Source organism: Leucobacter edaphi (genome assembly GCF_016522535.1).
In the GTDB taxonomy this organism is placed as follows: Bacteria; Actinomycetota; Actinomycetes; order Actinomycetales; family Microbacteriaceae; genus Leucobacter; species Leucobacter edaphi.
The window spans coordinates 226676-249111 of record NZ_JAEHOI010000005.1 but is presented as its reverse complement, the minus strand read 5'-3'; the positions used below and the strand labels follow the sequence as shown (position 1 = coordinate 249111).

General features: G+C 67.3%; 22 protein-coding genes. 18 read left to right on the top strand and 4 right to left on the bottom strand.

The genetic code is table 11. The features are described from left to right. Nucleotides 1–3: 3 nt before the first annotated feature. The 15 genes from JD292_RS06630 to resB all read left to right on the top strand — a co-directional run bounded on the left by JD292_RS06630 (nt 4) and on the right by resB (nt 14965). On the top strand, nt 4–939 hold the full coding sequence (locus JD292_RS06630) for an amino acid ABC transporter permease (protein WP_200131942.1): 936 nt from the start codon (nt 4–6) through the stop codon (nt 937–939). After that, nucleotides 936–1697, top strand: a complete 762-nt coding sequence (locus JD292_RS06625) for an amino acid ABC transporter ATP-binding protein (RefSeq protein WP_200131941.1) — start codon at nt 936–938, stop codon at nt 1695–1697. Before JD292_RS06630 ends, JD292_RS06625 begins: the two co-directional genes overlap by 4 nt. Before the next feature lie 61 nt (nt 1698–1758). Further along, nucleotides 1759–2817 (top strand): LLM class flavin-dependent oxidoreductase, encoded by a 1059-nt coding sequence (locus JD292_RS06620; RefSeq protein WP_200131940.1) that lies wholly within the window; start codon nt 1759–1761, stop codon nt 2815–2817. Further along, nucleotides 2814–3482, top strand: a complete 669-nt coding sequence (locus tag JD292_RS06615; protein ID WP_200131939.1) for a GNAT family N-acetyltransferase — start codon at nt 2814–2816, stop codon at nt 3480–3482. The genes JD292_RS06620 and JD292_RS06615 overlap by 4 nt, the downstream gene beginning before the upstream one ends. A gap of 88 nt (nt 3483–3570) precedes the next feature. Next, a complete protein-coding gene (locus tag JD292_RS06610; protein ID WP_200131938.1) occupies nt 3571–4446 on the top strand; it encodes a MurR/RpiR family transcriptional regulator in 876 nt (291 codons plus the stop codon). A gap of 196 nt (nt 4447–4642) precedes the next feature. Beyond that, a complete protein-coding gene (locus JD292_RS06605) occupies nt 4643–5806 on the top strand; it encodes an ABC transporter ATP-binding protein (protein ID WP_200131937.1) in 1164 nt (387 codons plus the stop codon). Between the two features lie 49 nt (nt 5807–5855). After that, nucleotides 5856–7214 carry an ABC transporter substrate-binding protein gene (locus JD292_RS06600; RefSeq protein WP_200131936.1) on the top strand — a complete coding sequence of 453 codons (1359 nt, stop codon included), beginning with the start codon at nt 5856–5858 and terminating at the stop codon, nt 7212–7214. Between the two features lie 47 nt (nt 7215–7261). Beyond that, nucleotides 7262–8014, top strand: coding sequence for a tyrosine-protein phosphatase (locus JD292_RS06595; RefSeq protein WP_200131935.1), 753 nt, complete (start codon nt 7262–7264; stop codon nt 8012–8014). A 129-nt stretch (nt 8015–8143) separates the two neighbouring features. Beyond that, complete coding sequence (locus tag JD292_RS06590; protein WP_200131934.1) at nt 8144–9091, top strand: phosphodiesterase; 948 nt, start codon at nt 8144–8146, stop codon at nt 9089–9091. 115 nt (nt 9092–9206) lie between these two features. Beyond that, nucleotides 9207–10229 (top strand): carbohydrate ABC transporter permease, encoded by a 1023-nt coding sequence (locus JD292_RS06585; protein WP_233613666.1) that lies wholly within the window; start codon nt 9207–9209, stop codon nt 10227–10229. A 29-nt stretch (nt 10230–10258) separates the two neighbouring features. Next, nucleotides 10259–11218, top strand: coding sequence for a carbohydrate ABC transporter permease (locus JD292_RS06580; protein WP_233613665.1), 960 nt, complete (start codon nt 10259–10261; stop codon nt 11216–11218). Nucleotides 11219–11302: 84 nt separating this feature from the next. Continuing rightward, nucleotides 11303–11947, top strand: coding sequence for a histidine phosphatase family protein (locus tag JD292_RS06575; protein WP_200131933.1), 645 nt, complete (start codon nt 11303–11305; stop codon nt 11945–11947). Next, a complete protein-coding gene (locus tag JD292_RS06570) occupies nt 11944–12546 on the top strand; it encodes a TlpA family protein disulfide reductase (RefSeq protein ID WP_200131932.1) in 603 nt (200 codons plus the stop codon). Before JD292_RS06575 ends, JD292_RS06570 begins: the two co-directional genes overlap by 4 nt. Continuing rightward, a complete protein-coding gene (locus tag JD292_RS06565; protein ID WP_200131931.1) occupies nt 12547–13314 on the top strand; it encodes a cytochrome c biogenesis CcdA family protein in 768 nt (255 codons plus the stop codon). After that, complete coding sequence (resB, locus tag JD292_RS06560) at nt 13298–14965, top strand: cytochrome c biogenesis protein ResB (RefSeq protein WP_200131930.1); 1668 nt, start codon at nt 13298–13300, stop codon at nt 14963–14965. Before JD292_RS06565 ends, resB begins: the two co-directional genes overlap by 17 nt. Nucleotides 14966–15043: 78 nt before the next feature. On the opposite strand, the gene JD292_RS06555 is transcribed toward resB, so the two are convergent. Beyond that, nucleotides 15044–15787: a class I SAM-dependent methyltransferase gene (locus JD292_RS06555; protein WP_200131929.1), complete on the bottom strand. Its 744-nt coding sequence runs from the start codon at nt 15785–15787 to the stop codon at nt 15044–15046. Between the two features lie 138 nt (nt 15788–15925). On the opposite strand from JD292_RS06555, the gene JD292_RS06550 reads away from it, so the two are divergent. The 3 genes from JD292_RS06550 (at nt 15926) to JD292_RS06540 (ending at nt 18905) form a co-directional block, all read left to right on the top strand. Then, nucleotides 15926–16972 (top strand): ABC transporter substrate-binding protein, encoded by a 1047-nt coding sequence (locus JD292_RS06550; RefSeq protein ID WP_200131928.1) that lies wholly within the window; start codon nt 15926–15928, stop codon nt 16970–16972. A gap of 119 nt (nt 16973–17091) precedes the next feature. After that, entirely contained in the window at nt 17092–18132 is a 1041-nt protein-coding gene (locus JD292_RS06545; protein ID WP_200131927.1) for a FecCD family ABC transporter permease, read from the top strand. Beyond that, nucleotides 18132–18905 (top strand): ABC transporter ATP-binding protein, encoded by a 774-nt coding sequence (locus JD292_RS06540; protein ID WP_200131926.1) that lies wholly within the window; start codon nt 18132–18134, stop codon nt 18903–18905. Before JD292_RS06545 ends, JD292_RS06540 begins: the two co-directional genes overlap by 1 nt. A 66-nt stretch (nt 18906–18971) precedes the next feature. Here JD292_RS06540 and JD292_RS06535 read toward each other — a convergent pair whose 3' ends face one another. From JD292_RS06535 to JD292_RS06525, 3 genes are all read right to left on the bottom strand, one after another. Beyond that, nucleotides 18972–19670, bottom strand: coding sequence for a hypothetical protein (locus JD292_RS06535; RefSeq protein ID WP_200131925.1), 699 nt, complete (start codon nt 19668–19670; stop codon nt 18972–18974). A gap of 177 nt (nt 19671–19847) precedes the next feature. Then, complete coding sequence (locus JD292_RS06530) at nt 19848–20399, bottom strand: hypothetical protein (protein WP_200131924.1); 552 nt, start codon at nt 20397–20399, stop codon at nt 19848–19850. Between the two features lie 450 nt (nt 20400–20849). Further along, on the bottom strand, nt 20850–22421 hold the full coding sequence (locus tag JD292_RS06525; protein ID WP_200131923.1) for a PucR family transcriptional regulator: 1572 nt from the start codon (nt 22419–22421) through the stop codon (nt 20850–20852). Nucleotides 22422–22436 lie beyond the last annotated feature (15 nt).

The following is a 22436-nucleotide window of genomic DNA, read 5'->3' as shown; positions in this document are numbered from 1 at the left end:
CGCATGGGGACCGACGCGATCATCGACTTCGGCGCGATCGGGAAGTACGCGCTCGACCTGCTGCCGTACATCCCGATCACGCTCGCCCTGAGCGTCCTCGCGACCGTGCTCGGCACGGTGCTCGGGCTCGGCTTCGCGCTCATCAAGCTCGCGCGCGTTCCCGTGCTCAGCCAGCTCACGGCGGTGCTCGTGTCCTATCTGCGGGGGACGCCGCCGCTCGTGCAGCTGCTGCTCAACGTGAACGCGGTGCCGATCCTGATCCTGTACGCGAACCACGCGTTCGGGACGCAGTGGAACGCGCTCGCGTTGAATCCGTTCCTCGTCGCCGCTGTGACGTTCGCCCTGACCGAGGCGGCGTATAGCTCGGAGACGATCCGGGCGGCGCTGCTCTCGGTGGATCGGCGCGAGGTCGAGGCGGCGCACGCGCTCGGTATGACCCCGTGGCAGACCCTGCGCCGCATCACGATCCCCGTCGCATCTGTGGTCGCCTTCCCGACCCTGGTCAACCACTTCATCGGGATGCTGAAGCAGTCGTCGCTGGCGTTCGTCGTCTCGGTCGTGGAGATCACGGCCTTCGCGAAGATCCTGGGCGGCCGCGACTATCGCTACTTCGAGGCCTATCTCGCGACCGCGATCATCTACTGGGCGCTGACCGTGATCGTTGAGCAGCTCGCTCGCATCATCGAGCGCCAGATGCAGCGGCCCCGCGTGCCGGGGCGTTCGCCCCGCCCCGGTCGGGGGACGCGTCCCGATCCAGGTTCGGATCGCGGCCCGGGCACCGGCGGGGCCTCCGCCCCGGCGCGCGAGCCGGAACCCGACGGCGGGAGCGGCGCGCTCACCGGAGCTGGCGCGCTCGCCGCCGAAGGATCGGCGCCCCAGCGGGACGCGACCGGGCGGGATCGACCGCTCACGAAACACGAACAGGAGGTACCGGCGTGATCGCACTCGAAAACGTCTCGAAGTCCTTCGGTGACCGCACGATCCTCGACGGGCTGTCGCTCGAGCTCGAGCCCGGCCGGGTGACGGCGATCGTTGGCCCGTCCGGAGCGGGCAAATCGACCCTCCTGCGCTGCATCGACCTGCTCGAACGCCCCGATGCCGGCCGGATCGTGATCGGCGACCTGAGCGTCGACGCGGCGAAGGCCTCGCGCGCCGAGGTGCTCGCGCTGCGCCGCCGCACGGCGATGGTGTTCCAGCAGTTCCAGCTGTTCTCGCGCAAGACGGCCCTCGAAAACGTGGCGGAGGGCCTGCGGATCGTCCGCGGCCTCGACCGCCGCGACGCCGAGCGCGAGGCGGCCGAACAGCTCGACCGGGTCGGCCTCTCGGCTCACGCGGCGCAGTATCCGGCCCAGCTCTCGGGCGGGCAGCAGCAGCGCGTCGGAATCGCCCGCGCGCTCGCGATGCAGCCCGACGTGCTCCTCCTCGACGAGCCGACGAGCGCGCTCGACCCGGAGCTCGTCGGCGAGGTCCTGCAGGTGATCCGGCGGATCGCCGCTGCGGGGCAGACGATGGCGATCGTGTCGCACGAGATGAACTTCGTGCGGCAGGTGGCCTCGCGCGTGGTGTTCCTCGAGGGCGGCAGGATCGTCGCCGACGCCCCGCCAGAGGAGTTCTTCGGGCCCGACGCCGGAGAGCGCACGTGCAGCTTCCTCCGGGAATACCACCTCGCGCTCGGCAGCCCGGAATACCAGATCTAGGCCCGGATTCGGGCCCCACCACACGACCGCATCGAACGATCCGAGATCCAAGGAGCATCCCATGACCACCGACACGACCGCCGCCCGCCCGCTCAAGACGCTCGGCTTCATCCACCTCGTCCCCTTCGATCGCGACGATCCGGCCCAGGGCCTGCGGGACGGCATCGAGCTGTTCCGCTACGCGGAGGAGCTCGGCCTCGACAGCGGCTGGGTGCGCACCAGGCACCTGCAGCACGGCCTGCCGTCGCCAGCGGCCTACTTCTCGGCGCTGTCGCAGGTGACCGAGCGGATCGGGCTCGGCAGCGCCGTGATCCCGGTCGGTTTCGAGAACCCGTTCCGGCTCGCCGAGGACCTCGCGACCGCGGATCTCCTCTCGGGCGGCCGGGTGCTGCCCGGGCTCAGCGTGCACGGCCCCAGTTACGCCGACGAGGTGAACGATCTCGTGCACGACGCCGGCTGGCGCGAGGAGGATTACGGGTACGGCCGGATCGAGCGGCTGCGCTCCTTCCTCGCCGGCGACCCGGTGCGCGAGGTGCCCGAGTACAACGGAATCGGCGGCGATTTCGACTCCGACCGGGTCGAACCGCACAGCCCGGGGCTCTCCGACCGACTCTGGTACGGGGGCGGATCGCTGCGCTCTGCGGAGTGGGCCGGGAGCGCGGGACTCAACTGGCTCGTGAGCAACATCAGCTCCTCGGAGAACGGGATCACCGATTTCGCGCTCGCGCAGCGCGCCCAGATCGATGCGTTCCGCGCGGCGCACCCCGCGGGTGAGGCCGCGCGCGCGAGCGTCGCCAGGGTGATCGTCCCGACCGATGGCGCCACGCCTGATCAGGTGCGGAAGTATCGCGACTACGCCGAGGCCCGCCTCCCGCGCACGAAGAAGGTCCACGGCAAGAACACGATCATCGCGCCCGACGTGCTCGGATCCCTCGACGAGATCATCGAGTTCATCACGAACGACGCCGCGTTCCAGGCCGCGGACGACTACCTCTTCGAGCTTCCTTTCGAGTTCGGCCTGCAGGATTGGAAGCACATCCTGCACCAGCTCGCGACCCGGATCGGCCCGGAACTCGGCTGGACTCCTGCGGGACAGCGAGAGGAGCGTGCTGCGGCATGAGACACGAACCGACGGCGCGGGTCGTCGCGCCCGGCGCGGCAGAGGGCGGATTCGGGGCGGCCGCGGCCGCCGGCGTTGCGATCCGCACCGCGCTCCCCGCCGAATACCCGGCGATCGACCGCCTGATCAGCGAAGCCTACGAGGCTGACTACGGCCCGCAGGAGGAAGCGGAGTTCGATTGCGACGCCGCCGCGGCGGGGAAAGCCGACCGCGATCCCGTGCACGAGGCGAGCGCGCGCGCGGCGCGCTTCGACCTGTGGGTCGCCGTCGACCCCGACGGCCGCGTGCTCGGCAGCGTGACGACGCGGCGTGCGGGCGGGCCACCGCTCCACGAGGACGTCCGGGACGACGAACTCGACGTGCGCCTCCTCGGCGTGTCGCCCGCTGCGCGGCGGCGCGGGATCGCCGCTGCGCTCATGCAGGCCGTCGTGGACCGCGCGCGCACGGCCGGTTTCGCCGCGGTCGTGTTGAAGACGGCCCCGAACATGGTCGGCGCCCACCGCCTCTACGAAACGCTCGGCTTCGCGCGCGACGCACCCCGCGACGGGCTCTGGATCGGCGGCGAGAAGGTGCTCGAGCTGCGCACCTACGCGCTTCCCGTCGGCGTGGCGTCGGGCGCAGCCGCGGGGCCCCGGCTGGCCTCTCCGGTCGGCGCGTCCGGATAGCCGTGTCGCCTGTCGGCGGCAGGGAATGCGCGCGGGCCTGCGGCCTCGCGACACCTCCGGGTCATGTCGACGTGCTAGCAACGAGGGTATGAACCCGGTTTCCGCGCCCCCGCTCGGGGGTACCCGCGCCCTGCTGCAGTCCCTCGTTCCGTCGCTCGTGCCGAGCGAGCGGCGCGTCGCTCAGTTGTGCATCGACCGGCCGGCGGCGGTGGCGCAGATGTCCGCGGCGGAGGTCGGCAGGGAAGCCGGGGTGTCGCCTGCCACGGTGGTGCGCGCCTGCCAGCGCATGGGCTTCGGCGGCTTCCAGAATCTGCGCGAACTGCTGATCCGCGACCAGGCGGCTCCGCCGGCCCCAGCGCCGAGGACGGCGCCGGCCCACCCGGTCGAAGCGCTGTTCGGGCGGGCGATCGACCACATTCACGGCGCGCTCGGCGCGCTCGACTTCGGGGTGTTCGATCGGGCCGCCGACCGGATCCGGGACGCGCGGCGGCTGCTCGTCGTCGGCAACGGGGCGTCGCTCCCGCCCGCGCAGTCCGTGGCGCTGCACTTCCTCGCGAGCGGGAAGGTGTGCGAGGCCCCCGTCGACATCGTCTCGCAGCACATCTCGGCGAAGCTGCTGAAGCCGGGGGACGTGTGCCTCGCTGTCAGCGATAGCGGGATGAACCGGTTCACGCTCCGCTCGGCCAGGCTCGCGAAGGAGGCGGGCGTCGACGTGGTCGGGATCACGAGCTACGCGAAGTCCGACCTCGCGCAGATCGCCGATTTTCCGCTGATCGCCGGTGCCGACTTCCACAGCCTGAACGACGAGGCCGTGACGGGGAACATCGTGCAGATGCTGCTGCTGTCCGCGCTGCACTCGGCGGCGCGGACGGAGCGCAAGGAAACTCTCGACGCGATCGCCGACTCGATGGACGTGGTGCGCGAAATCGTGGAGCCGGAAATCTTAGAGCCCTCCGACGAATGAGGCGAGCGGCCTGAGGCATCGGGAGCGGCCGGGGAGCGATCGTCCCCGGCCGTTTACGTTTCGCATGATCCGTTCGCGGAGACGGCCCCCGGGATTCTCGCAGCCGTTCCCTGTCGTTCACTGTGCGGGGCGACCCTGGAAGTAAGCGTTTCCTGAGAATCGAAAGTCAGGAAACATTATTTCCTGGAGGTGGCCAGTGGCCCGGCTCGTACTCTCCCAGATCACGCGCGAATTCGGTGACTTCGTTGCGACGGATCGAATCTCGCTCGAGATCGAGGACGGGGAATTCCTCGTCCTGCTCGGGCCGTCGGGCTGCGGCAAGACCACGCTGCTTCGCATGATCGCCGGCCTCCTCGAGCCCACGGGCGGCACGATCGCGATCGACGGCGAGGACATCACGGCGCTCCCGGCGCGCAAGCGCGACCTTGCAATGGTGTTTCAGAGCTACGCCCTCTACCCGCACCTCACGGTCGCCAAGAACCTCGCCTTCCCGCTCCGGGTGCGCAAGCGCAGCAAGACGGAGATCGAGGAGCGCGTGCGCGCGGCGGCCGAGGCTGTCGAGATCGGCCACCTGCTCGACCGGAAACCGAAGGAGCTGTCCGGCGGGCAGCGCCAGCGGGTCGCGCTCGCCAGGGCGCTCGTGCGAGAGCCGAAGGCGTTTCTCATGGACGAGCCGCTCTCGAACCTCGACGCGAAGCTTCGGACGGCCACCCGCCGCGAACTCGCCGCCCTGCACAGGAAGCTCGGCGCCACCTTCGTCTACGTCACTCACGATCAGGTGGAAGCGATGACGATGGCGACGAAGATCGCCCTCTTGAACGCGGGGCGCATCGAGCAGTACGGCACGCCGGCGGAACTCTACGACACACCGAGCTCGGTCTTCGCAGCGGGGTTCCTCGGCTCGCCGGCGATGAACCTGCTCCCCGGCACGCTGTCGACCAGCGACTCCCACATCACGGTGTTCGCGCCGGGGATCGAAGCGGTGCTGTGGCCGGGCAGCACCCCCGAGCGGGACATCGTGCTCGGTGTCCGACCCGAGCACCTCCAGCTGCACGGCGGAGGGGCCCCCGAGGCCGTCCCGACCTCCGGGGCGGCCTTCCGCGGCACGGTCGAGCTCGTCGAGAATCTCGGCCGTGATCAGCTCGTGCACTGCCGGGTCGACGAGGAGCGAGTGATCGCGAGCTGCGATCGCGCCGAGCAGTGGAGCATCGGCGATCTCGTCGTCCTCGCGGCGCCCGCCGAGCGCCTGCACCTCTTCGATCGCTCCTCTGGCCGCCGACTCGAGTGGCGCACCGACGCTCACGAGGTCCCGGCGGCCGCCGCGCGGGCCGCAGCGCCCGTCGCCGCGCTCAACCCCTGAACCACTCACCACCCAGCAGCACTCTCACACACTTCGAAAGGACACCCCCATGCGTTTCCGACGCACCACCGCCCTCGGCGCGTTCCTCGCCGCCGCGATGCTCACCCTCACCGCGTGCTCCGACGGGGGCGCCGGGTCCGGCTCCGCCGCGGCCGTCGTGCCCGAGCTGAAGCCGGACCAGAAGGTCGAGATCGTATTCGAGAGCTACAACCTCACCCAGGCCGGTGTCTGGACCGACACCATCAACCAGCTCATCACGGAGTTCGAGGCCGAGCACCCGAACATCACGGTGAAGGGGCAGCCCACGCAGGGTGCCGCTGCCGCCGCTGGAAACTATGTCGGCAGCATTCAGACCCAGCTCCTCGCCGGCAACCCGCCCGACGTCGGGCAGATCACCTTTGACGCCCTGGAGTACGCCGCCACCCAGCTCGGCGCGAAGCCGATCTCGGACCTGGTGCCCCCGGAGGAGCTCCAGGAGGCATTCGACGGCGCGCACCCGATGCACGAGCGCGCCAGGGTGCTCGGCGACTGGGACGGGAAGACCTACGGCATGCCCTATGTGTTCTCCACACCGGTGCTGTTCTACAACGCCGACGCACTGCGGGCGGCAGGAATCCAGGGCGAGCCGGTCCTGAAGACCTGGGATGACGTCGAGAAGGTCGCGAAGCAGATCACCGCGAAGACCGGGAAACCGTCGATCGACATCACCTGCACGGTGAAGGGGGGCAACTGGTGCATGCAGGGCGTCTTCAAGTCCAACGGCGCCGAGGTGCTCTCCGACGATCGGAAGACGATCGGATTCGGATCGGCGGAGGCGGTATCGACCGTCGAGCGCTTCGCCAGGATGAAGGACGCCGGCGTGATCCGAAACGTCGACACCCATGGCCAGATGGAGGGGCTGCCCAAGGGCGATGTCCAGATGATCCTCACGACCTCGGCGATGCAGGGACTCTTCATGCAGGGCGCGAAGGCCGGAGGCTGGAAGCTCGCCGCAGCGCCGATGCCGCAGTTCCCCGGGAAGGAGGCGGTGCCGACGAACTCGGGTTCCGCGCTCTTCATCCTCAGCGATGACCCCGCGAAACAGCGTGCGAGTTGGGAATTCATCCGATTCATGACGAGTGATCGCGCCTACGAGCTGATCTCGAGCAAGATCGGCTACCTCCCGCTGCGCACCGGGCTCACGAAGGAGGGCGGAGCCCTCTACGACTGGGTCGAGGCGAATCCCCTGGTCAAGGTAAACATCGCGCAGCTGGATCGCCTGCAGCCGTGGGTCTCGTTCCCCGGGAACAGCTACGTCCAGGTCGACGATCTGCTCTCGACCGCGATCGAGGAGGTCGTGTACTTCGGCAAGCCGGCGGAACCGACGATGCAGGAGGCGGCGAAACGCGCCCAGGAGCTGATCGGCTGAGGCCGGTCCCGCGAGAGCTTGAGACACGAGAGACGAGGAGCCAGCGCATGACCACGACGACAGAACGCCCCGCGGCGGGTCGCCCGATCCGGATCGCCGGAACGCACAACTTCCGCAGCACGGCCGGCTACCGCGCCCGCGGCGGGTCGCTCAGCAACCGGGGACTCTTCCGGTCCGACGCGCTCGACGCGCTCGACGATTCCGGGCGCGAAGCCTTCGCCGAACAGGGGATCTCCCGAGTGATCGATCTCCGTAGCACGGAGGAGCTGCGATCGGCCCCGAGCGCCCTTCCGATCGGATCCGTCGAGGCGGTGCACCACCCCATCTTCGATTCGGCGGGGCTCCCGGACGCGGGAACGCCGATCTCCCTGGTCGACGTCTACGCGCACGTGATCCGGGAGCGGGTGCCCCGACTCGCGGGGGCGGTCGGGCTCATTGCGGACGCTCCGGCGGGCGGGGTGCTCGTTCACTGCACCGCGGGCAAGGACCGCACCGGCCTCGTCGTTGCCGCCGCCCTCACCGCGGTCGGTGTGGAGCGCGATCAGGTTCTCGCCGACTACGAGGCCAGCGGACGAAACCTCGCGGGGGAGTGGGCCGAGCGGATGCTTGACGGTGCCGAGCGGCGCTTCGGCCCGCTCGATCCCAGTGCTCGAGAACTCCTGATCGCGAGCCCCGCCGAGGCCCTCGACCGCACATTTGACCTCATCGACGAGCTGCACGGCGGCGTCGTTCCGATGCTCCGCGGAGCCGGCCTCGATCGCGCAGCGCTCGAGCGGCTCGAGGAGCGGCTCGTCGACTGACTCGGGCGCTGGGACCGAGAGCCCCGCGCCCGCTCGGCCCGCACGCAGGGCCCGCCCGCAGAAGAAGCAGGAGCCGGATCAGGATCCGGATCGAACCTCCACCCGAACTCCTCCCGAAAGGACGAGAACATGCGTTCCCAGCAGTACCCGGCAGCAGAGCACTTCATCCTTCACATCAGCGACACCCACTTCGTGGCCGACGACACCCTGCTGCACGGCAGCGTCGACAGCGACGCCAACCTCACCCGCCTCTTCGAGGACTTCGCTCGCACCCAGGCTCGCCCCGAGGCGATCGTGTTCACGGGCGATCTCGCCGATACGGGCCGCGAGGACGCCTACCGGCGACTCCGGGCCCTCGTCGAACCGGCCGCCGAGGCGATCGGCGCGCGCGTGATCTGGGTGATGGGCAACCACGACACCCGCACCCCGTTCCGCAAGCATCTCCTCGACTCCGACGCCGGCGAGGAGAGCGTCGACATGGTCCACTGGGTCGGCGGTCTGCGGATCATCGCCCTCGACTCGACCGTGCCCGGCTTCCATCACGGCGAGATCACGGACGAGCAGTACGCCTGGCTCGCCGCGGAGCTCGAGACCCCAGCGCCCGACGGCACCCTCATCGCGCTGCATCACCCGCCCGTGCCGTCGATCATCGACGCCGTGTCCTTCGTGGAGCTGCGCGATCAGGCCCGTTTCGCCGAGGCCATCGCGGGAACCGATGTTCGCGCCGTGCTGGGCGGACACCTCCACTACAACACCTTCAGTGAGATCGGCGGCGTGCCCGTGTCGGTCGCTTCGGCCACCTGCTACACGCAGGACCTCAATATCGCCCCGGGCACGATGCGCGGACAGGACGGCGCGCAGTGCTTCAACCTCGTCCACCTGTACGGCGACCGCGTCATGCACACGGTCGTTCCGATCGGTGAGTTCTCCACGGTCTACGAGATGACGGCCGAGCAGCTCGAGAAGCTGACGTCGCTCTCCGCGGAGGAAGCGGCCGCCCTCATGTCGAAGCCGGTCCCCGCGGCCGACGAGGATCAGGCGCGCGCGCCCGAGGCCGATCCCCAGCCGGTCGCCTGACGCCCCGCCCCGCTCGCCGCGCGCCCCCGGCGCGGCGCGCGGGGCCCGTCCCGGCGCAGCGCTCACCCGGCGCAGCGCCCCGCGAAACCCACCCACTGCAGAACGGAGCAGACGGTTGTTCATCGAGGTCCTCCCGCCGCGCATCGCGGCCGAATCCGCCGATCCATCAGGGGATACTGATGCCGGCCCAGGTGCGTCCGATGGCCAGCGAGTCGCCGCGGCTCCCCGTCCGCGACGACGCTCGCGAGCCGGCGGGCGGGGGCGCTTCGAGCTCGCCCCCTACCTGTACGTGCTGCCCGCTACGGTCATGCTCCTGATCTGGACCTACATTCCACTCGGACGCACGGTCGGGCTCTCCTTCTACGACTGGAACCTGATTCCGACGGTGCCGAAGAAGCCCGTGGGACTCGAGAACTACGCCACGGTCCTGAGCCTCCCCGAACTGCATCAGGCGCTCTGGAACACGGCCATCTACATCGGCGCGTTCCTGTGCATCTCGGTTGCGCTCCCCGTCGTGTTCGCGCTCGTCGCCCGCAGCGTTGCCGGACGCGCCAAGACGGTCTTCCAGGCGCTCATCTTCGTGCCGTTCCTCGTCACCCCGGTTGCGACGAGCGCGATCTGGCGGTGGCTCTTCGCCCCGGAGGGGGGCACGATTCCCGCGGTCGCGCGCACGCTCGGGATCGAGCTCGGGAATGTGTTCCGCGAGCCGAGCTCCTCGCTCGCCGCGGTCGTCGTCGTGGTGGGCTGGCAGATGCTCGGCTTCGGCGTGCTCGTCGTATCGGCCGGACTCGCCGGAATCAGCCCCGACTACGCGCAGGCCGCCGCGACCGACGGCGCCCGCGGAGGGCAGATCACGTGGCGGATCACGCTGCCGCTGTTGTCGCCGTCGCTCGTGTTCCTCGCCCTCATGACGATCCTGCTCTCGGCCCAGTGGACCTTCCCGATCATCGACCTCGCCACGCAGGGCGGTCCGAGCGGATCGTCGACGAATATCTACTATCTCCTCTACCAGTTCGGCTTCAAGAACTTCGACGCCGGGCTCTCCGCGGCCGCGGGCACCCTGTTCTTCATCGGGTTCGGGCTGATCGCGCTCCTGTTCGTCGAGCTGTCCGAGCGCCTGAGCTTCCACGACAACTGATCTCCGGCCCCGATTCGATTGGATCTCCCATGACCTTCACGCTCGTCGCTCCGCAGCACCAGATCTCGCTCGGGTCCCCGCCGGAACCCGCGCTGCACGACCCCGAACAGGCGGATGCTCCCGTTCGCACGGGCGGCGCGGACCGCCGATCGGCCCACGCAGGGCTCCTGCCAGCCAGGCGACGGCGCACGATGGGCAAGATCCCGGCCTTCGTGCTCCTGACGGTCCTGTCCGTGATCTCGATTTTCCCGATCTACTGGATGTTCGTCACGGCGTTCCGGCCCGCAGACCAGATGCTCTCGACGAACCCCCTGCCGGGGCCGTTCAGTATCGAGAACTTTGAGCGCGTGCTCGACATGATCCCGATCCTGCGGATGCTCGGGAACACCTTCGTGATGGCGTTCGGCCTCGCGATCGGGCAGATGCTCGTGGCGGTCCTCGCGGCCTACGGGTTTTCCCGCTGGAGCTTTCGCGGTCAGAAGATCCTGTTCTTCTGCTTCGTGGGATCGTGGCTCGTGCCGTTCCAGGTCACGATGATCCCGAACTACGTGCTGATCTCCCAGATGGGCCTGTTGAACACGATCCTCGGCGTGATGATCCCGCAGCTCGCCGCCGCGTTCGCGGTGATGCTGCTCCGGCAGCACCTCGACTCCTTCCCGCGGGAGCTGCTCGACGCCGCGGAAATGGATGGCCGCGGCCCCTGGCGGACGCTATGGGAAGTGGTGGTGCCGAACCTCCGGCCGGCCCTCGCCGCGCTCTCGATCATGCTCTTCATCAACGCGTGGAACGAGTACCTGTGGCCCTCGCTCATCATGCAGAAGTCGACGGATCTGATCCAGGTCGGGATCCGCGGCTTTCTCGGGGCCGAGGGCAACGACTGGGGCGCGGTGATGGCGGCGAGCGCCATGGCCTGCTTGCCGATCTTCCTGATCTACATCTTCCTGCAGCGCTACGTTGTCGACGCGTTCGTTCGGTCGGGCCTGAAATAGCGGCGGGTGGCAGGGCAAGCACGCCCCTGACCGGGCAATTCACCCCGCGGGATTTCCCAGTGACCGCGAACGTACAATGGAGGGGTGAGCGACAAACTGCTGCATCTCGTGCGCCACGGGGAGGTGCATAACCCTGATCTCGTCCTGTACGGGCGGATTCCGGGGTTCCGCCTGTCCGAGCGCGGTCATCGTATGGCGGAAGCCGCGGCCCTTGAACTGGCGGGGAGCGATCGCGCGATCGCGCGGCTCATCGCCTCCCCGCTTGAGCGCGCGCAGCAATCGGCGAGGCCGATCGCGAGCACTTTCGGCCTCGAGGTCGTCACCGATGAGCGGATCATCGAGCCGACGAACTACTTCGAGGGCATGGTGAACTCGGGTCCGGACGCCGCGTTCCGGAAGCCGCGCTACTGGCACAAGTTTTGGAATCCGTTCCGTCCGAGCTGGGGCGAGCCGTACCGTCAGGTGGCTGCCCGCGTGCGCGAGGCCATGGACGAGGCGTGGGACGAGACCCGCGATGGCGACATCGTGATGGTGTCGCACCAGTCGCCGATCTGGATGGCGCACCTCGACATCACGGGGCAGAAACTGTTCCACAATCCGGCCACCCGGCGCTGCGATCTGTCGAGCATCACGAGCTTCGAGCGGCGCGGCGAGCGCTGGTTCGAGGTCGACTACCGTACCCCGGCCGAGGGGCTCATCGACGACGCCGTGGACGTGGGGGCGGTATGAACCGGCGCAGGATCGCCGCGCTCGTCGCGGCCCCGTTGATCGCGCTCGTCGCACTGACCGGGTGCAGCGAGGGCAACGGCATCGCGGACGAGTGGAATGAGGGGAGCGGGAAGAACTATGTCGCTGGCGACGGCTCCTCGCTCTCGATTCCTCCCGCCGAGCGGTCGAAGCCGGTCGTGTACGAGGGCAAGACGGAGCACGGTGAAGACTTCAGCTCCGCCGACACCCTCGGCAGCGTCACGGTCGTGAACTTCTGGTACGCGGGCTGCCCCCCGTGCCGCGCCGAGGCGCCCGATCTCAAGAAGGCGTATGACGAGTTCACTCCGAAGGGCGTGAAGTTCGTGGGCGTGAACACCCGGGACGAGCAGGCGCAGGCGCAGCAGTTCGCCGAGGAGTTCAAGCTCGAGTACCCCTCGGTCATGGACACGGCCGGTGGTCGCGCCGTGCAGAAGGCCTTCGCCGGGCAGGTGCCGCTCAACGCCGTCCCCACGACGCTCGTGCTCGACAAGGAGGGCCGCGTCGCGCATCGCGTGCTCGGCATGCTCGCGGGGGAATCGCAGCTCCGCACGCTGATCAACGAGACGCTGGACGAGAAATAAGTGGATCTCCAGCATCTCGTCGCTGACGGGCAGCTGCTCGTCGCCGTCGCGATCGCGCTCGCGGCGGGGGTGCTGTCGTTCCTGTCGCCGTGCGTGCTGCCGCTCGTCCCCGGCTATCTCGGGTACGTGTCGGGGATCGCGGGGTCGGCCAGCACGGCCGGGGCCAATCCGAAGCTCGCGGCCACGCGGGAGCGGCGCCGCATGTTCATCGGGGCCCTGCTCTTCATCCTCGGTTTCACGGCCGTCTTCCTGCTCGTCAACATCCTCGCCGGCTCCGTCGGGCTCTGGCTGTGGGAGTGGCAGGACCCGATCACGCGCGTGATGGGCGTCGCGGTGATCCTGATGGGTCTCGTCTTCATGGGGGCGTTCTCGAAACTCCAGATGACGAGCCGGCTCAGGGTGAAGCCGCGGGTTGGGCTGCTCGGGGCGCCGGTGCTCGGAGTGGTGTTCGCGGTCGGCTGGGCGCCCTGCATGGGACCGACGCTGGGCGTCGTGCTCACCCTCGCTGCCCAGTCGGGTTCAGTGGGGCGGGCGGCGATCCTCGCGCTCGCGTACTGCCTCGGTCTCGGGCTGCCGTTCATTCTCGCTACTTTCGGCTTCGGGTGGATGACCCAGACCATGTCCTTCTTCAAGCGGCACATCCGTGCCGTGAACCTGATCGGCGGCGGACTGCTGATCCTCATCGGTCTCCTCATGGTGACCGGCCTCTGGAGCAAGATGATGTTTGCGTTGCAGGCGGTGATCGGCAGCTATGTCACGCCCCTCTGATTATGATGACGGCACCGGGGCGGGAGGGTCGCTCCGCGCCGAATCCCCCGAGCTCGGGCTGAAGGGCTGGCTGCGCTGGTTCTGGCGTCAGCTCACGAGCATGCGCGTCGCCCTGATTCTGCTCCTCCTGCTCGCGGTCGCGGCGATCCCGGGGTCGCTGCTGCCGCAGCGGAGCGCCGACCCGAACGGCGTGATCCAGTACGAGGCGGATCACCCGAAGCTGTTCCCGATCCTCGACGCGTTCCCGATCCAGGCGTTCGATGTCTACGGGTCGGTCTGGTTCTCGGCGATCTACCTGCTCCTCTTCATCTCCCTGATCGGCTGCGTGCTGCCGCGCATCAAGCACCACTGGATCGCGTGGCGCGGCAAGCCGCCGAAGACGCCGATGCGTCTGCAGCGCATGGCGGGCTTCACGGAGGTGCGCGTCTCGAACCCCGACGCCTCTGCCGAGGAGCGTGAGCGCTTCGCCGAGCTCGCGGTCGAAGAGGCCGCGTCGATCCTGAAGCGGTTGCGCTACCGAGTCGAGGTGCAGCGCGCCACGCGGCGCGGCGGTGTCGAGGAGGTCTCGGTGTCCGCGGAACGCGGCTATCTCCGCGAGACGGGCAACCTGGTGTTCCACACCGCCCTCGTTGGTGTGCTGATCGCCGTGGGCGTCGGCGGGGCGCTGACCTTCAACGGCCAGAAGGTCGTCGTCGAGGGGCAGACGATGGTGAACCAGCTCATCGACTACGACTCCGTGAACTCCGGCCGCGCGTTCAACACCTCGACGCTCGAACCGTTCAGCGTGAAGCTCAAGTCCCTCGATGTCACCTATATGACCCCGGAGGACGGCAATCTCAACGCGCTCGGCCAGGTGAAGGACTACACAGCGAAGGTCACGCTCACGGGCGGAGACGGGAAGACCTCGGACGAGGTGATCAGGGTCAATCATCCGCTCCGCGTGCATGGCTCACCCGTCTACCTCATCGCGAACGGCTATGCGCCCCTGATCACGATCAAGAATGCCGAGGGGAAGACCGTGTATCGCGAGGCGATGCCGTTCATCCCGCAGGATCCTCGCAACATGACCTCACTCGGGGTCGTGAAGGTGCCGTACGGTGTCACCGAGAAGGGCGGGAAGCAGACCCAGCTCGGGCTGCGCGGGTTCTTCTACCCGACACAGGCCGAACTCGAGACCGGAGCGTTCACCTCCAACTACCCGGACCTCGAGAACCCCGTGCTCACGCTCGACGTCTTCACTGGCGACCTCGGCATCGATTCCGGGATCCCGCAATCGGTCTACGTGCTCGACACGAAGAACATGAAGCAGCTCACGGGCCGCGCCGTCGACAAGAAGTCGGTGGAGCTCCGCCCGGGCGAGACCGCCCAGCTGCCCGACGGTCTCGGCACCATCACGCTCGAGGACGTGCCCAGGTACGCCTCCTTCGACGTCATGCAGAATCCGGCGCAGATCTGGATCCTGATCTTCGCGCTCACCTCGCTCGCAGGCCTGATGTGGTCGCTGTTCGTGCCGCGCCGCCGGATGTGGGTGAAAGCGATCGCAACCGAGGACGGAGTGCTCCTGGAGTACGCGGGCCTCGCCCGCGGCGACGATCCCTCGCTCCGCCGCGCGGTCGAGGAGCTTCGGGATCGCCACCGCGAACTGCTGTAGATCCGCACGCTATCGCCTTCCGCACCGTAGTGCGGCGGGCGGGGAGCGCCGTGGGGCGTCCCCGCCCGTGGCCGCGGGTCAGCGCACCCCGTACACGACGTAGTCGTCGAAGTGCTGCCACAGCGTTCCGGACTCGCCGAACCCCGCAACGCGGAGCGACACGGTGTGGAACGCCGGTGACACGTCGAGGTGCTCCTCGTTGCCCTTCGCGGCGAACCGCGCCTCCCGCTCCGCGATGACCTCGGCGAAGCCGTCAAGCTCGGCGAAACGCTGCCACCAGGCGTCCCAGTCGGGCACGCCCTCGGCGAACGCGCCCTGCTGGCGAGCATCGTCGGCCCAACTGACCCGCTGGAAGAAGGAGCCCTCCCGGCTGAGCGGAAGGTGATCCGCGTTGAAGAAGAGTCCGCCCTCGGGGAGCAGGCGCGCGAGGCGCTCGTACAGCGAGACGAGGTTCCCCGACGGCAGCCAGTGCAGGGCAGTGCTGGAGACGACGATCTCGGGGAGCCATCCCTCGAGTGCCGCGGGCCAGTCGTCGTTCACGAGATCGGCGTCGACGATGAGGGAGCGGTCGCCGAACTCGGAGAGGTTCGCGCTGGCCAGGCTCAGGAGCGCCGGATCGATATCGAGGGTCGCGACTCTGACCTCGGGGAATCGTTCGAGGATCAGGCGTGAGAACGAGCCGAGACCGCCGCCGGCATCAAGGATCGTGCGGACACCCGGTCGTGCGTATGCGATGGCGTCGAGCACGATGCCGAAGCGCTCCGCGCGGTTCGCGACGTAGGCGTTCTGCTGGGCCTCCCAGGCGGCGATGAGTTCGGACACGCCGGGATCCGTGATTTCGTTCCCGCCGTTTTGAATCTCCGGACGAACAGGGGTGGAAGCGGGCGTTTCTGTCATGCGATGCAGTCCTTCTCTGTGGAAATGAATTATGAGCCGTTACGCTCTGTTAGCATCTTAGACATGAAAATGAGAACGGTTATCATTTGTGGTCTTGCGGCGAGTTCCCTGCTGCTGTCCGGCTGCTCGGGGACGACGTCCGCCGGCGGGCAGGCGCAGGCCGGCGAACAGGCCGGGATCGCGATCTCCAAGAATGAGGGCGCGACCAAGTATCCGCTGAAGATCCAGAACTGCGGGACCGAGGTCACCGTCGAGCGCGCGCCGGAGCACGCCGTAACACTGGACCAGCCGAGCGCAGAGATCCTGATCAGGCTCGGACTCGCGGACCGCATCGCGGGCTCGGGCTACGAGGTCGATGCTGCCCCGGAGGAGATCGCCGAGGCCTACGGCAAGATTCCGCAGCTCTCCAAGAAGGATGAGCCGATCACGCACGAGACCCTGCTCGGCGCGCAGCCCGACTTCGTCCTCTCGCACTACGCGAGCTTCTTTGCCGCCGACAAGGCCGGTGAGCGGAAGGAACTGCAGGAGCACAAGGTTCCCACCTATCTCACAGAGTTCGACTGCGCGTTCCAGCAGAAGGTCGAGAATGTCTCCTTCGACACGCTCTTCACGGAGTATGAGAATCTGGCGAAGATCTTCGACGTTCCGAGCGCCGGAAAGAAGCTCATCGAGACGCAGCAGGCCGCGCTCAAGGACGGCCTCGAGACCGCCAAGAAGATCACCGGGAAGCCGAAGCTCATGTGGTTCTACTCGACCTACAACGGCGCCCCGTTCGCCGCCGGTCCCGGCGGACTGCCGCAGCACGTCACCGAGCTCGTCGGGGCGGAGAATGTGTTCGCGGACGCGAAGACGAAGTGGCCTGAGACGAGCTGGGACGAGGTCGCCGCGCGGAACCCCGACGTGATCGTGCTCGCGGACCTCACCCGAGGCAAGCCTGGCGATTCGGCCAAGGAGAAGATCGAACTCCTGAAGAAGGACCCGGTCACGTCAAAGCTCGAGGCCGTGAAGCACGACCGCTTCGTCATCGTCCCCGGCAGCTACATGGATCCGAGCTACGGCAGCGTCTACGCCGTTCCGAAACTCGCTGAGGGCCTCGTCGGCCTCCAGTAACCCAAGCCCGGATGCGGCGGGACCCCCGCCCGTCGCATCCGTTATTCCTCCCCCATCCCCTCACGAAACACACGCACGCCCCGAGGCGCCCGGACCAGAGCCTCGCCCAAGGAGTACCCATGAACGGAACGCGACGCGCTCGCGTGCCATTCCCCCTCGCCATCGCAACGGCAGCGATCCTTCTGGTCGGATCGATCATCGGCGCAACCCTCATCGGAACGGCGGGCATCGGTCCGCTCGATGTCATCTCAACGATACTCAGGCATCTCGGCCTCGGCGCGCTCGCACCCGCGCCGGCGCTCCCGGAGCTGCTCGACGCCCTCGTCTGGGAGTCCAGAGTTCCACGAGTACTGCTCGCGGCCGTCGTCGGCATCGCGCTCAGCGTGTCCGGCACGGTTCTGCAGTCCGTCACCAGGAACCCGCTCGCGGACCCGTATCTGCTCGGTGTCTCGTCCGGAGCCTCGACGGGCGCGGTGCTGGTGCTGCTCCTCGGGGTCGGAGCGGGGGCGATCTCGCTCTCCACCGGGGCGTTCATCGGGGCGCTCACGTCGTTCGGGGCGCTGCTCCTGCTGACGCGAGGCGGGCGCGTGCACAACGCGGCGCGCGTCGTGCTCACGGGCGTGCTCGTCTCGCAGTTCTTCTCTGCCGTCACGAACGTCATCCTCATGGTGAACGGAGACGCCCAATCGACCAGGGGTTTCGTGTACTGGCTGCTCGGCTCGCTCGGCGGGGCGCGATGGCAGCCCGTGGTGATCGCTGGAATCGTGATCCTCATCGGCGTGGTCGCCGTGCAGTTCTTCGCGCCCGCGCTCGACGCGTTCACCTTCGGATGGGACTCGGCAGCGGCACTCGGCATCAACGTGCGGGCGGCGCGGGTTTCCCTGATGGTGCTGACCGCGATCATCACCGCGGCAGCCGTGGCGGCGTCCGGGGCGATCGGGTTCATCGGCCTCCTCGTTCCGCACATCATCCGCATCCTGTTCGGGGCGATGCACCGGACGCTGCTGCCGCTCGCCGGACTGGCCGGTGGCTGCTTCCTGATCTGGGTGGATGCCTTCGCGAGGTCGGCATTCGCACCGAATGAGCTCCCGGTCGGCGTGATCACGGCGCTGCTCGGCGCTCCGGTGTTCGCCATCGTGCTGAAGCGGGCGGGCAACTGATGGGTGAGCTGACCGCGCGCGAGATCGGATTCCGCATCGGAGACGCTGAGCTGTTGACTGGCGTCGACGTTACCGCAGCCGACGGCCGGGTGATCGGCCTCCTCGGCCCGAACGGATCGGGTAAATCAACGCTGCTCCGCGTGCTCGCTGGTCTCCGGCGCCCGGCAAGCGGGGAGGTCCGGCTCGACGGGCATCCGATCGCGGCGATGGCGCGACGGGCCGTCGCGCGCCGGCTCGCCGTCGTCGAGCAGGACACCACAGCCAACGGCGACCTCACCGTGCGCCAGGTCGTCGAGCTCGGTCGCACCCCGTTCCGGGGCCGCTTCGATGGACTCGGTGCCGAGGACGCCGCCGCGGTTGACGAGGCGCTCGCCCGCGTCAACATCGCGAGCAAGCAGGACCGGGTCTGGCACACTCTCTCGGGCGGCGAGCGGCAGCGGGCGCAGCTCGCCAGGGCGCTCGCGCAGCAGCCGACCGAGATCCTCCTCGATGAGCCGACGAATCACCTCGACATCCGGCACCAGCTCGAACTCCTCGAACTGCTGCGCACGCTCGGCGTGACCTGCGTGATCGCGCTCCACGACCTCAACCTCGCCGCGCGCTACTGCGATCGGCTCCTGCTGCTCGACGGGGGCCGCGTGGTCACCTCTGGCACGCCCGCCGAGGTGCTCACCCCGGCGCGGATCCGTGAGGTGTACCGAGTTGAGGCCTCGATCGCGACGGGAGACGGGCGATGCCCACGCATCGAGTTTCTCGGGCCGTGCACAGAGTGACCGTGCACTAAGTGACCATGCACTGAGTGACCGTGGAGCGACGGCCGGCCGAGTGCGGGGAACTGCCTAGAAGTCGCCACCAGGGTAGACATCTTCGGGGAGCGTGAAGCAGGGTGAGCTCGAATCGATACGGAGCTGGTGTTCTTTATGGCCGGTGCTCACGAGGTAGTTCTCTCCGTCGTTTCGGGAGGTGACGATCGTGAGCCATTGGCTGCCGAAACCGTCATCCCCGATGCTTGCTGAGTAGTCGCCTCCTGCAGTCTCGTAGTGACGTTCGAGCGCCTTGAGTGCGGTCGAATAGGCCGCATCGGGGCGCAGCTTCACTGTGATTTCCCCGTTCCACTGATGTTGACCATTGCTGCATTGGAAGAGCATGCCGGCGCCCTTCTGCTTCACAGAGTCGACAAGTTCCTTTGGTACGAGGCCGGCAATTTGCCGTTCCGTTTCCTGGGTGTCTGCTTTTGCTTTCTCCCAGGTGAGTCCTTGATTGAGCTGGTGCTCCCGTGCATTGGAGTTCTTGGATGAGGCCATTTCGGCCTTCCCCTGCATTGTGCATCCTGTGGCGAACAGCATTCCGATCGTTGCCGCGAGTATGAATTGTTTCGAACGAACTCTCATTGCGTGAGCGCACCCTCCAAGACGAAAAGAGCCTTCTGGTTGTCTGCTTCCCCAGATCACGCCCTTTGACTGTGCGTGGATGAGGATGTCGTAGTAGTTGATATTGATGTACTTCGTGCCCTCGGCCGGTGACCAGTTCTCGGGCATCCCGGCACCCGCGAGTGAAACGATGACGTCATAGTGCGCGCCCGCGACTTCTGACGAAGTGAGGTTCGCGAGGCCCCAACTTGTGCCCAATGCCGAGTTGATTGGTGTCCTTAAGGGCCGGATCGCTGCGCATCCCCACCTCAAACGAGTGGCGGCCGAGGGAGTGCGGGGAACGGTCTAGAAGTCGCCGCCAGGGTAGACGCCCTCGGGGAGCGTGAAGCAGGGGGAACGGGAATCGATGTTGAGCTGGTTTTTCTCGAGACCAGTGCTCACGAGATAGGCCTCGCCATCATCTCGAGATGTCGTGAGTGTGAGTTGGAGGTAACCGAACGCGTCATCGCCGACCTTCACTGAATAACCGCCACCTGCGGTTTGGTAGTGCTTTTCGAGTGTTCTGATGGCGGCCGGGAAATCGCTGTCTTGGCGGAGATTTACGATGGTCCCTCCGCCCCACTGGTGCTGGCCGTTGCTGCATTGGAAGAGCATGCCAACGGACTGCTGCTTAACAGACTCGACGAGTTCCTTCGGAATGAGGTCGGCGATCTGCTGCTCTGTTTCCTGGGTGTCTGATTTTGCTTTCTGCCAGGTGAGACCGGGGTTGACCTGTTGTCCCGGCTTGTCGGAATCTTGGGACGAGTGCATTTCTGGCTTCCCTTGGATTGTGCATCCGGTGGTGAATAAGGTTCCGACAAGTGCCAATGGCAGTACCCATTTTGCGAGAATCTCCATCAGTAGAGCTTCCTCTTCAAGATTTCGAGAGCTGCTCTGTTGTCCGCGCTGTCGCGCGTGATGCGATTGTGGTTGTCCATCAGGTAGTCGAACTCCTCCTTCGAGTTGATGTAGTTTCCAAGGTCCTTGTCAGGGGCAAATTGGAACTGCTGGAAGTCCAGGCTCGAAACAGGATTCCTGCCTCCCCAGACTCTTCGCTTGAGCTTCGCATTCGGTGGCGCGGTTGTAGCCTCCTCCCGTGTGAGGCCACCTCGAATAGCGGTCGAGGAGCGCGCCTCTCGCGGGCGGCTACTCTTCCCAAGTGTAACTCTGCGTAACGTAAAGCGCTGGCTCACGCTTTGGCGTGAGCCGACGCGCACCCACGTGCGTTGAAGCAGCGAAGCACCCAAGGCGAGAACAGCCAGACGCAGGTGCCAGGAATTGTGGCAGCGGCTGGTCGGGCGAGGGCCCTTAGCTCCCGAACATTGAACGCGCCGAAATCCGGGCCCACACCCAGAGCCGGGTGCTGGGAAGATCAAGATTGATGCCCAGTGAGCGGACCTGTTCCAGGCGGTAGCGAACCGTATTCGGGTGTACGTGGAGCGCGCTCGCGCACTCGCTGACGCTCCCCAGTGACTCGAGGAATACGGTGACGGTGTGCGCGAGATCGCTTCCCGTCGACGCGTCGAACTGGTCCATACGGTCCAGTGGATCTCCTTCGAGCACGCCGGTGGAATCAAGGTGACGGAGGAGGCGCTCGAGTCCGAGCTGTTCCCGCACGTCGTCGAGTCTCGCGATTCGCTTTCCCGAGGTGTCCTGATGAACGCTGCGCCCGAGAAGCTGCGCGATCGAGATCGCCTCGCGCATTGAAGCGGCGAGGTTTTCGACCCCGATCGCCTCGCTCCCGATGCCCGCAACATGGGGCATCTCGTTACTCGTGAGCACGCGCTCCGCGAATGCGTTCGCGCGTTCATCACTCGCTGAGGCCACGAGGACGACGATCTCGTCACCGAGCACCGCGACCCGGCACCACGTGAAGAGGCTTCGAGCGATCAACCAGATCTGGTGGAGTTGCCTGCGCGAAGCCAGCACGGGGTTCATGCCATCCGGAGCGCTCGCACCGAAGGCGAGGGCCCGATAGTGTTCACCGGTGCGAAGACCGAGCTCTGCGGCGGCGTGCACGCGGTAGGTGCTGTCCTCCATGATGGTGCGCAGCAGGTCGGAGCTGCGCGCGCCCTCCGCCGCCTCGAGGTCCCGGGCTTCGAGCATGTGGTGGGCGGTGAGCCCGGCGACAGAGTTCAGGAACATGATCGCGGCGTCGGCGTTCTCCTCTTCGCCGACGATCAACCAGACGCTGCCGAGCAGTTCCCCCTGGGCGCGTACGGGGAGTGCGACTCGTCCAAGCCTTCCCGGGCCGGGAGCCACCCACATCGCTCGTGTTGAACGGAACAGTGCGATGTGGTCGATGTCCTCGGAGGGAGGCTCTGCCTCCTTGAGTGCGAGCGTTGACTTCCTCCGGACCTCATCGATCGGCTGATCCGGCAGCGTGGAATAGCCGACGATGCGTCCGGCGGTGTCGACGATGCTGACGGCCCCTCCCGCAAGGGTCGCGAGTGATTGCGCGAGAGAAAAGAGGTCCCCGCGACGGAGCCCAGCGGTCTCGTTCGCAACCCCCGGAGGGCACAGTCCCCGGAGAATGGTTGCGGTGTCGCTCCAATCAGACCCCTCTGCAAGCGCGAGCGCCAAAGCGGCGAGTTCGGGACTTCGCGAGAGGTTTTCCGCGGCCCCCTCGGTGAGCAGGATCGCCACGGCACCGGCCGAGAGCGCGTCGAGCAGGCTCGAGATCACTTCGGGGCTGAGCGCACCAGGCACGAGCAGAATGCGGCCACGGTAGGCGGATGGTGCAACCCCCGGGCTCCAGAACTCCGCGCCCTCGAAAGTCCGGCTCTCCCAGCGCTCCCCTGCGCCTCCGATCACGGGGCGAAGTTCCTGGTCGAGGAGGCGAAGCGCAAGGGCCAATGTGGGCTTCTCGTGGGGAACCATGCTTAGAGATTAGTC

Excerpts from the sequence above, each read along its gene's own strand:
- JD292_RS06545 (WP_200131927.1), top strand. The coding sequence starts at position 17,092 with ATGAACGGAACGCGACGCGCTCGCGTGCCATTCCCCCTCGCCATCGCA.
- JD292_RS06550 (WP_200131928.1), top strand. The coding sequence starts at position 15,926 with ATGAAAATGAGAACGGTTATCATTTGTGGTCTTGCGGCGAGTTCCCTG.
- JD292_RS06540 (WP_200131926.1), top strand. The coding sequence starts at position 18,132 with ATGGGTGAGCTGACCGCGCGCGAGATCGGATTCCGCATCGGAGACGCT.
- JD292_RS06620 (WP_200131940.1), top strand. The coding sequence starts at position 1,759 with ATGACCACCGACACGACCGCCGCCCGCCCGCTCAAGACGCTCGGCTTC.
- JD292_RS06535 (WP_200131925.1), bottom strand. The coding sequence starts at position 19,670 with ATGCCCGAGAACTGGTCACCGGCCGAGGGCACGAAGTACATCAATATC.
- JD292_RS06600 (WP_200131936.1), top strand. The coding sequence starts at position 5,856 with ATGCGTTTCCGACGCACCACCGCCCTCGGCGCGTTCCTCGCCGCCGCG.
- JD292_RS06525 (WP_200131923.1), bottom strand. The coding sequence starts at position 22,421 with ATGGTTCCCCACGAGAAGCCCACATTGGCCCTTGCGCTTCGCCTCCTC.
- JD292_RS06615 (WP_200131939.1), top strand. The coding sequence starts at position 2,814 with ATGAGACACGAACCGACGGCGCGGGTCGTCGCGCCCGGCGCGGCAGAG.
- JD292_RS06590 (WP_200131934.1), top strand. The coding sequence starts at position 8,144 with ATGCGTTCCCAGCAGTACCCGGCAGCAGAGCACTTCATCCTTCACATC.
- JD292_RS06630 (WP_200131942.1), top strand. The coding sequence starts at position 4 with ATGGGGACCGACGCGATCATCGACTTCGGCGCGATCGGGAAGTACGCG.
- JD292_RS06570 (WP_200131932.1), top strand. The coding sequence starts at position 11,944 with ATGAACCGGCGCAGGATCGCCGCGCTCGTCGCGGCCCCGTTGATCGCG.
- JD292_RS06580 (WP_233613665.1), top strand. The coding sequence starts at position 10,259 with ATGACCTTCACGCTCGTCGCTCCGCAGCACCAGATCTCGCTCGGGTCC.
- resB (WP_200131930.1), top strand. The coding sequence starts at position 13,298 with ATGTCACGCCCCTCTGATTATGATGACGGCACCGGGGCGGGAGGGTCG.
- JD292_RS06595 (WP_200131935.1), top strand. The coding sequence starts at position 7,262 with ATGACCACGACGACAGAACGCCCCGCGGCGGGTCGCCCGATCCGGATC.
- JD292_RS06610 (WP_200131938.1), top strand. The coding sequence starts at position 3,571 with ATGAACCCGGTTTCCGCGCCCCCGCTCGGGGGTACCCGCGCCCTGCTG.
- JD292_RS06530 (WP_200131924.1), bottom strand. The coding sequence starts at position 20,399 with ATGGAGATTCTCGCAAAATGGGTACTGCCATTGGCACTTGTCGGAACC.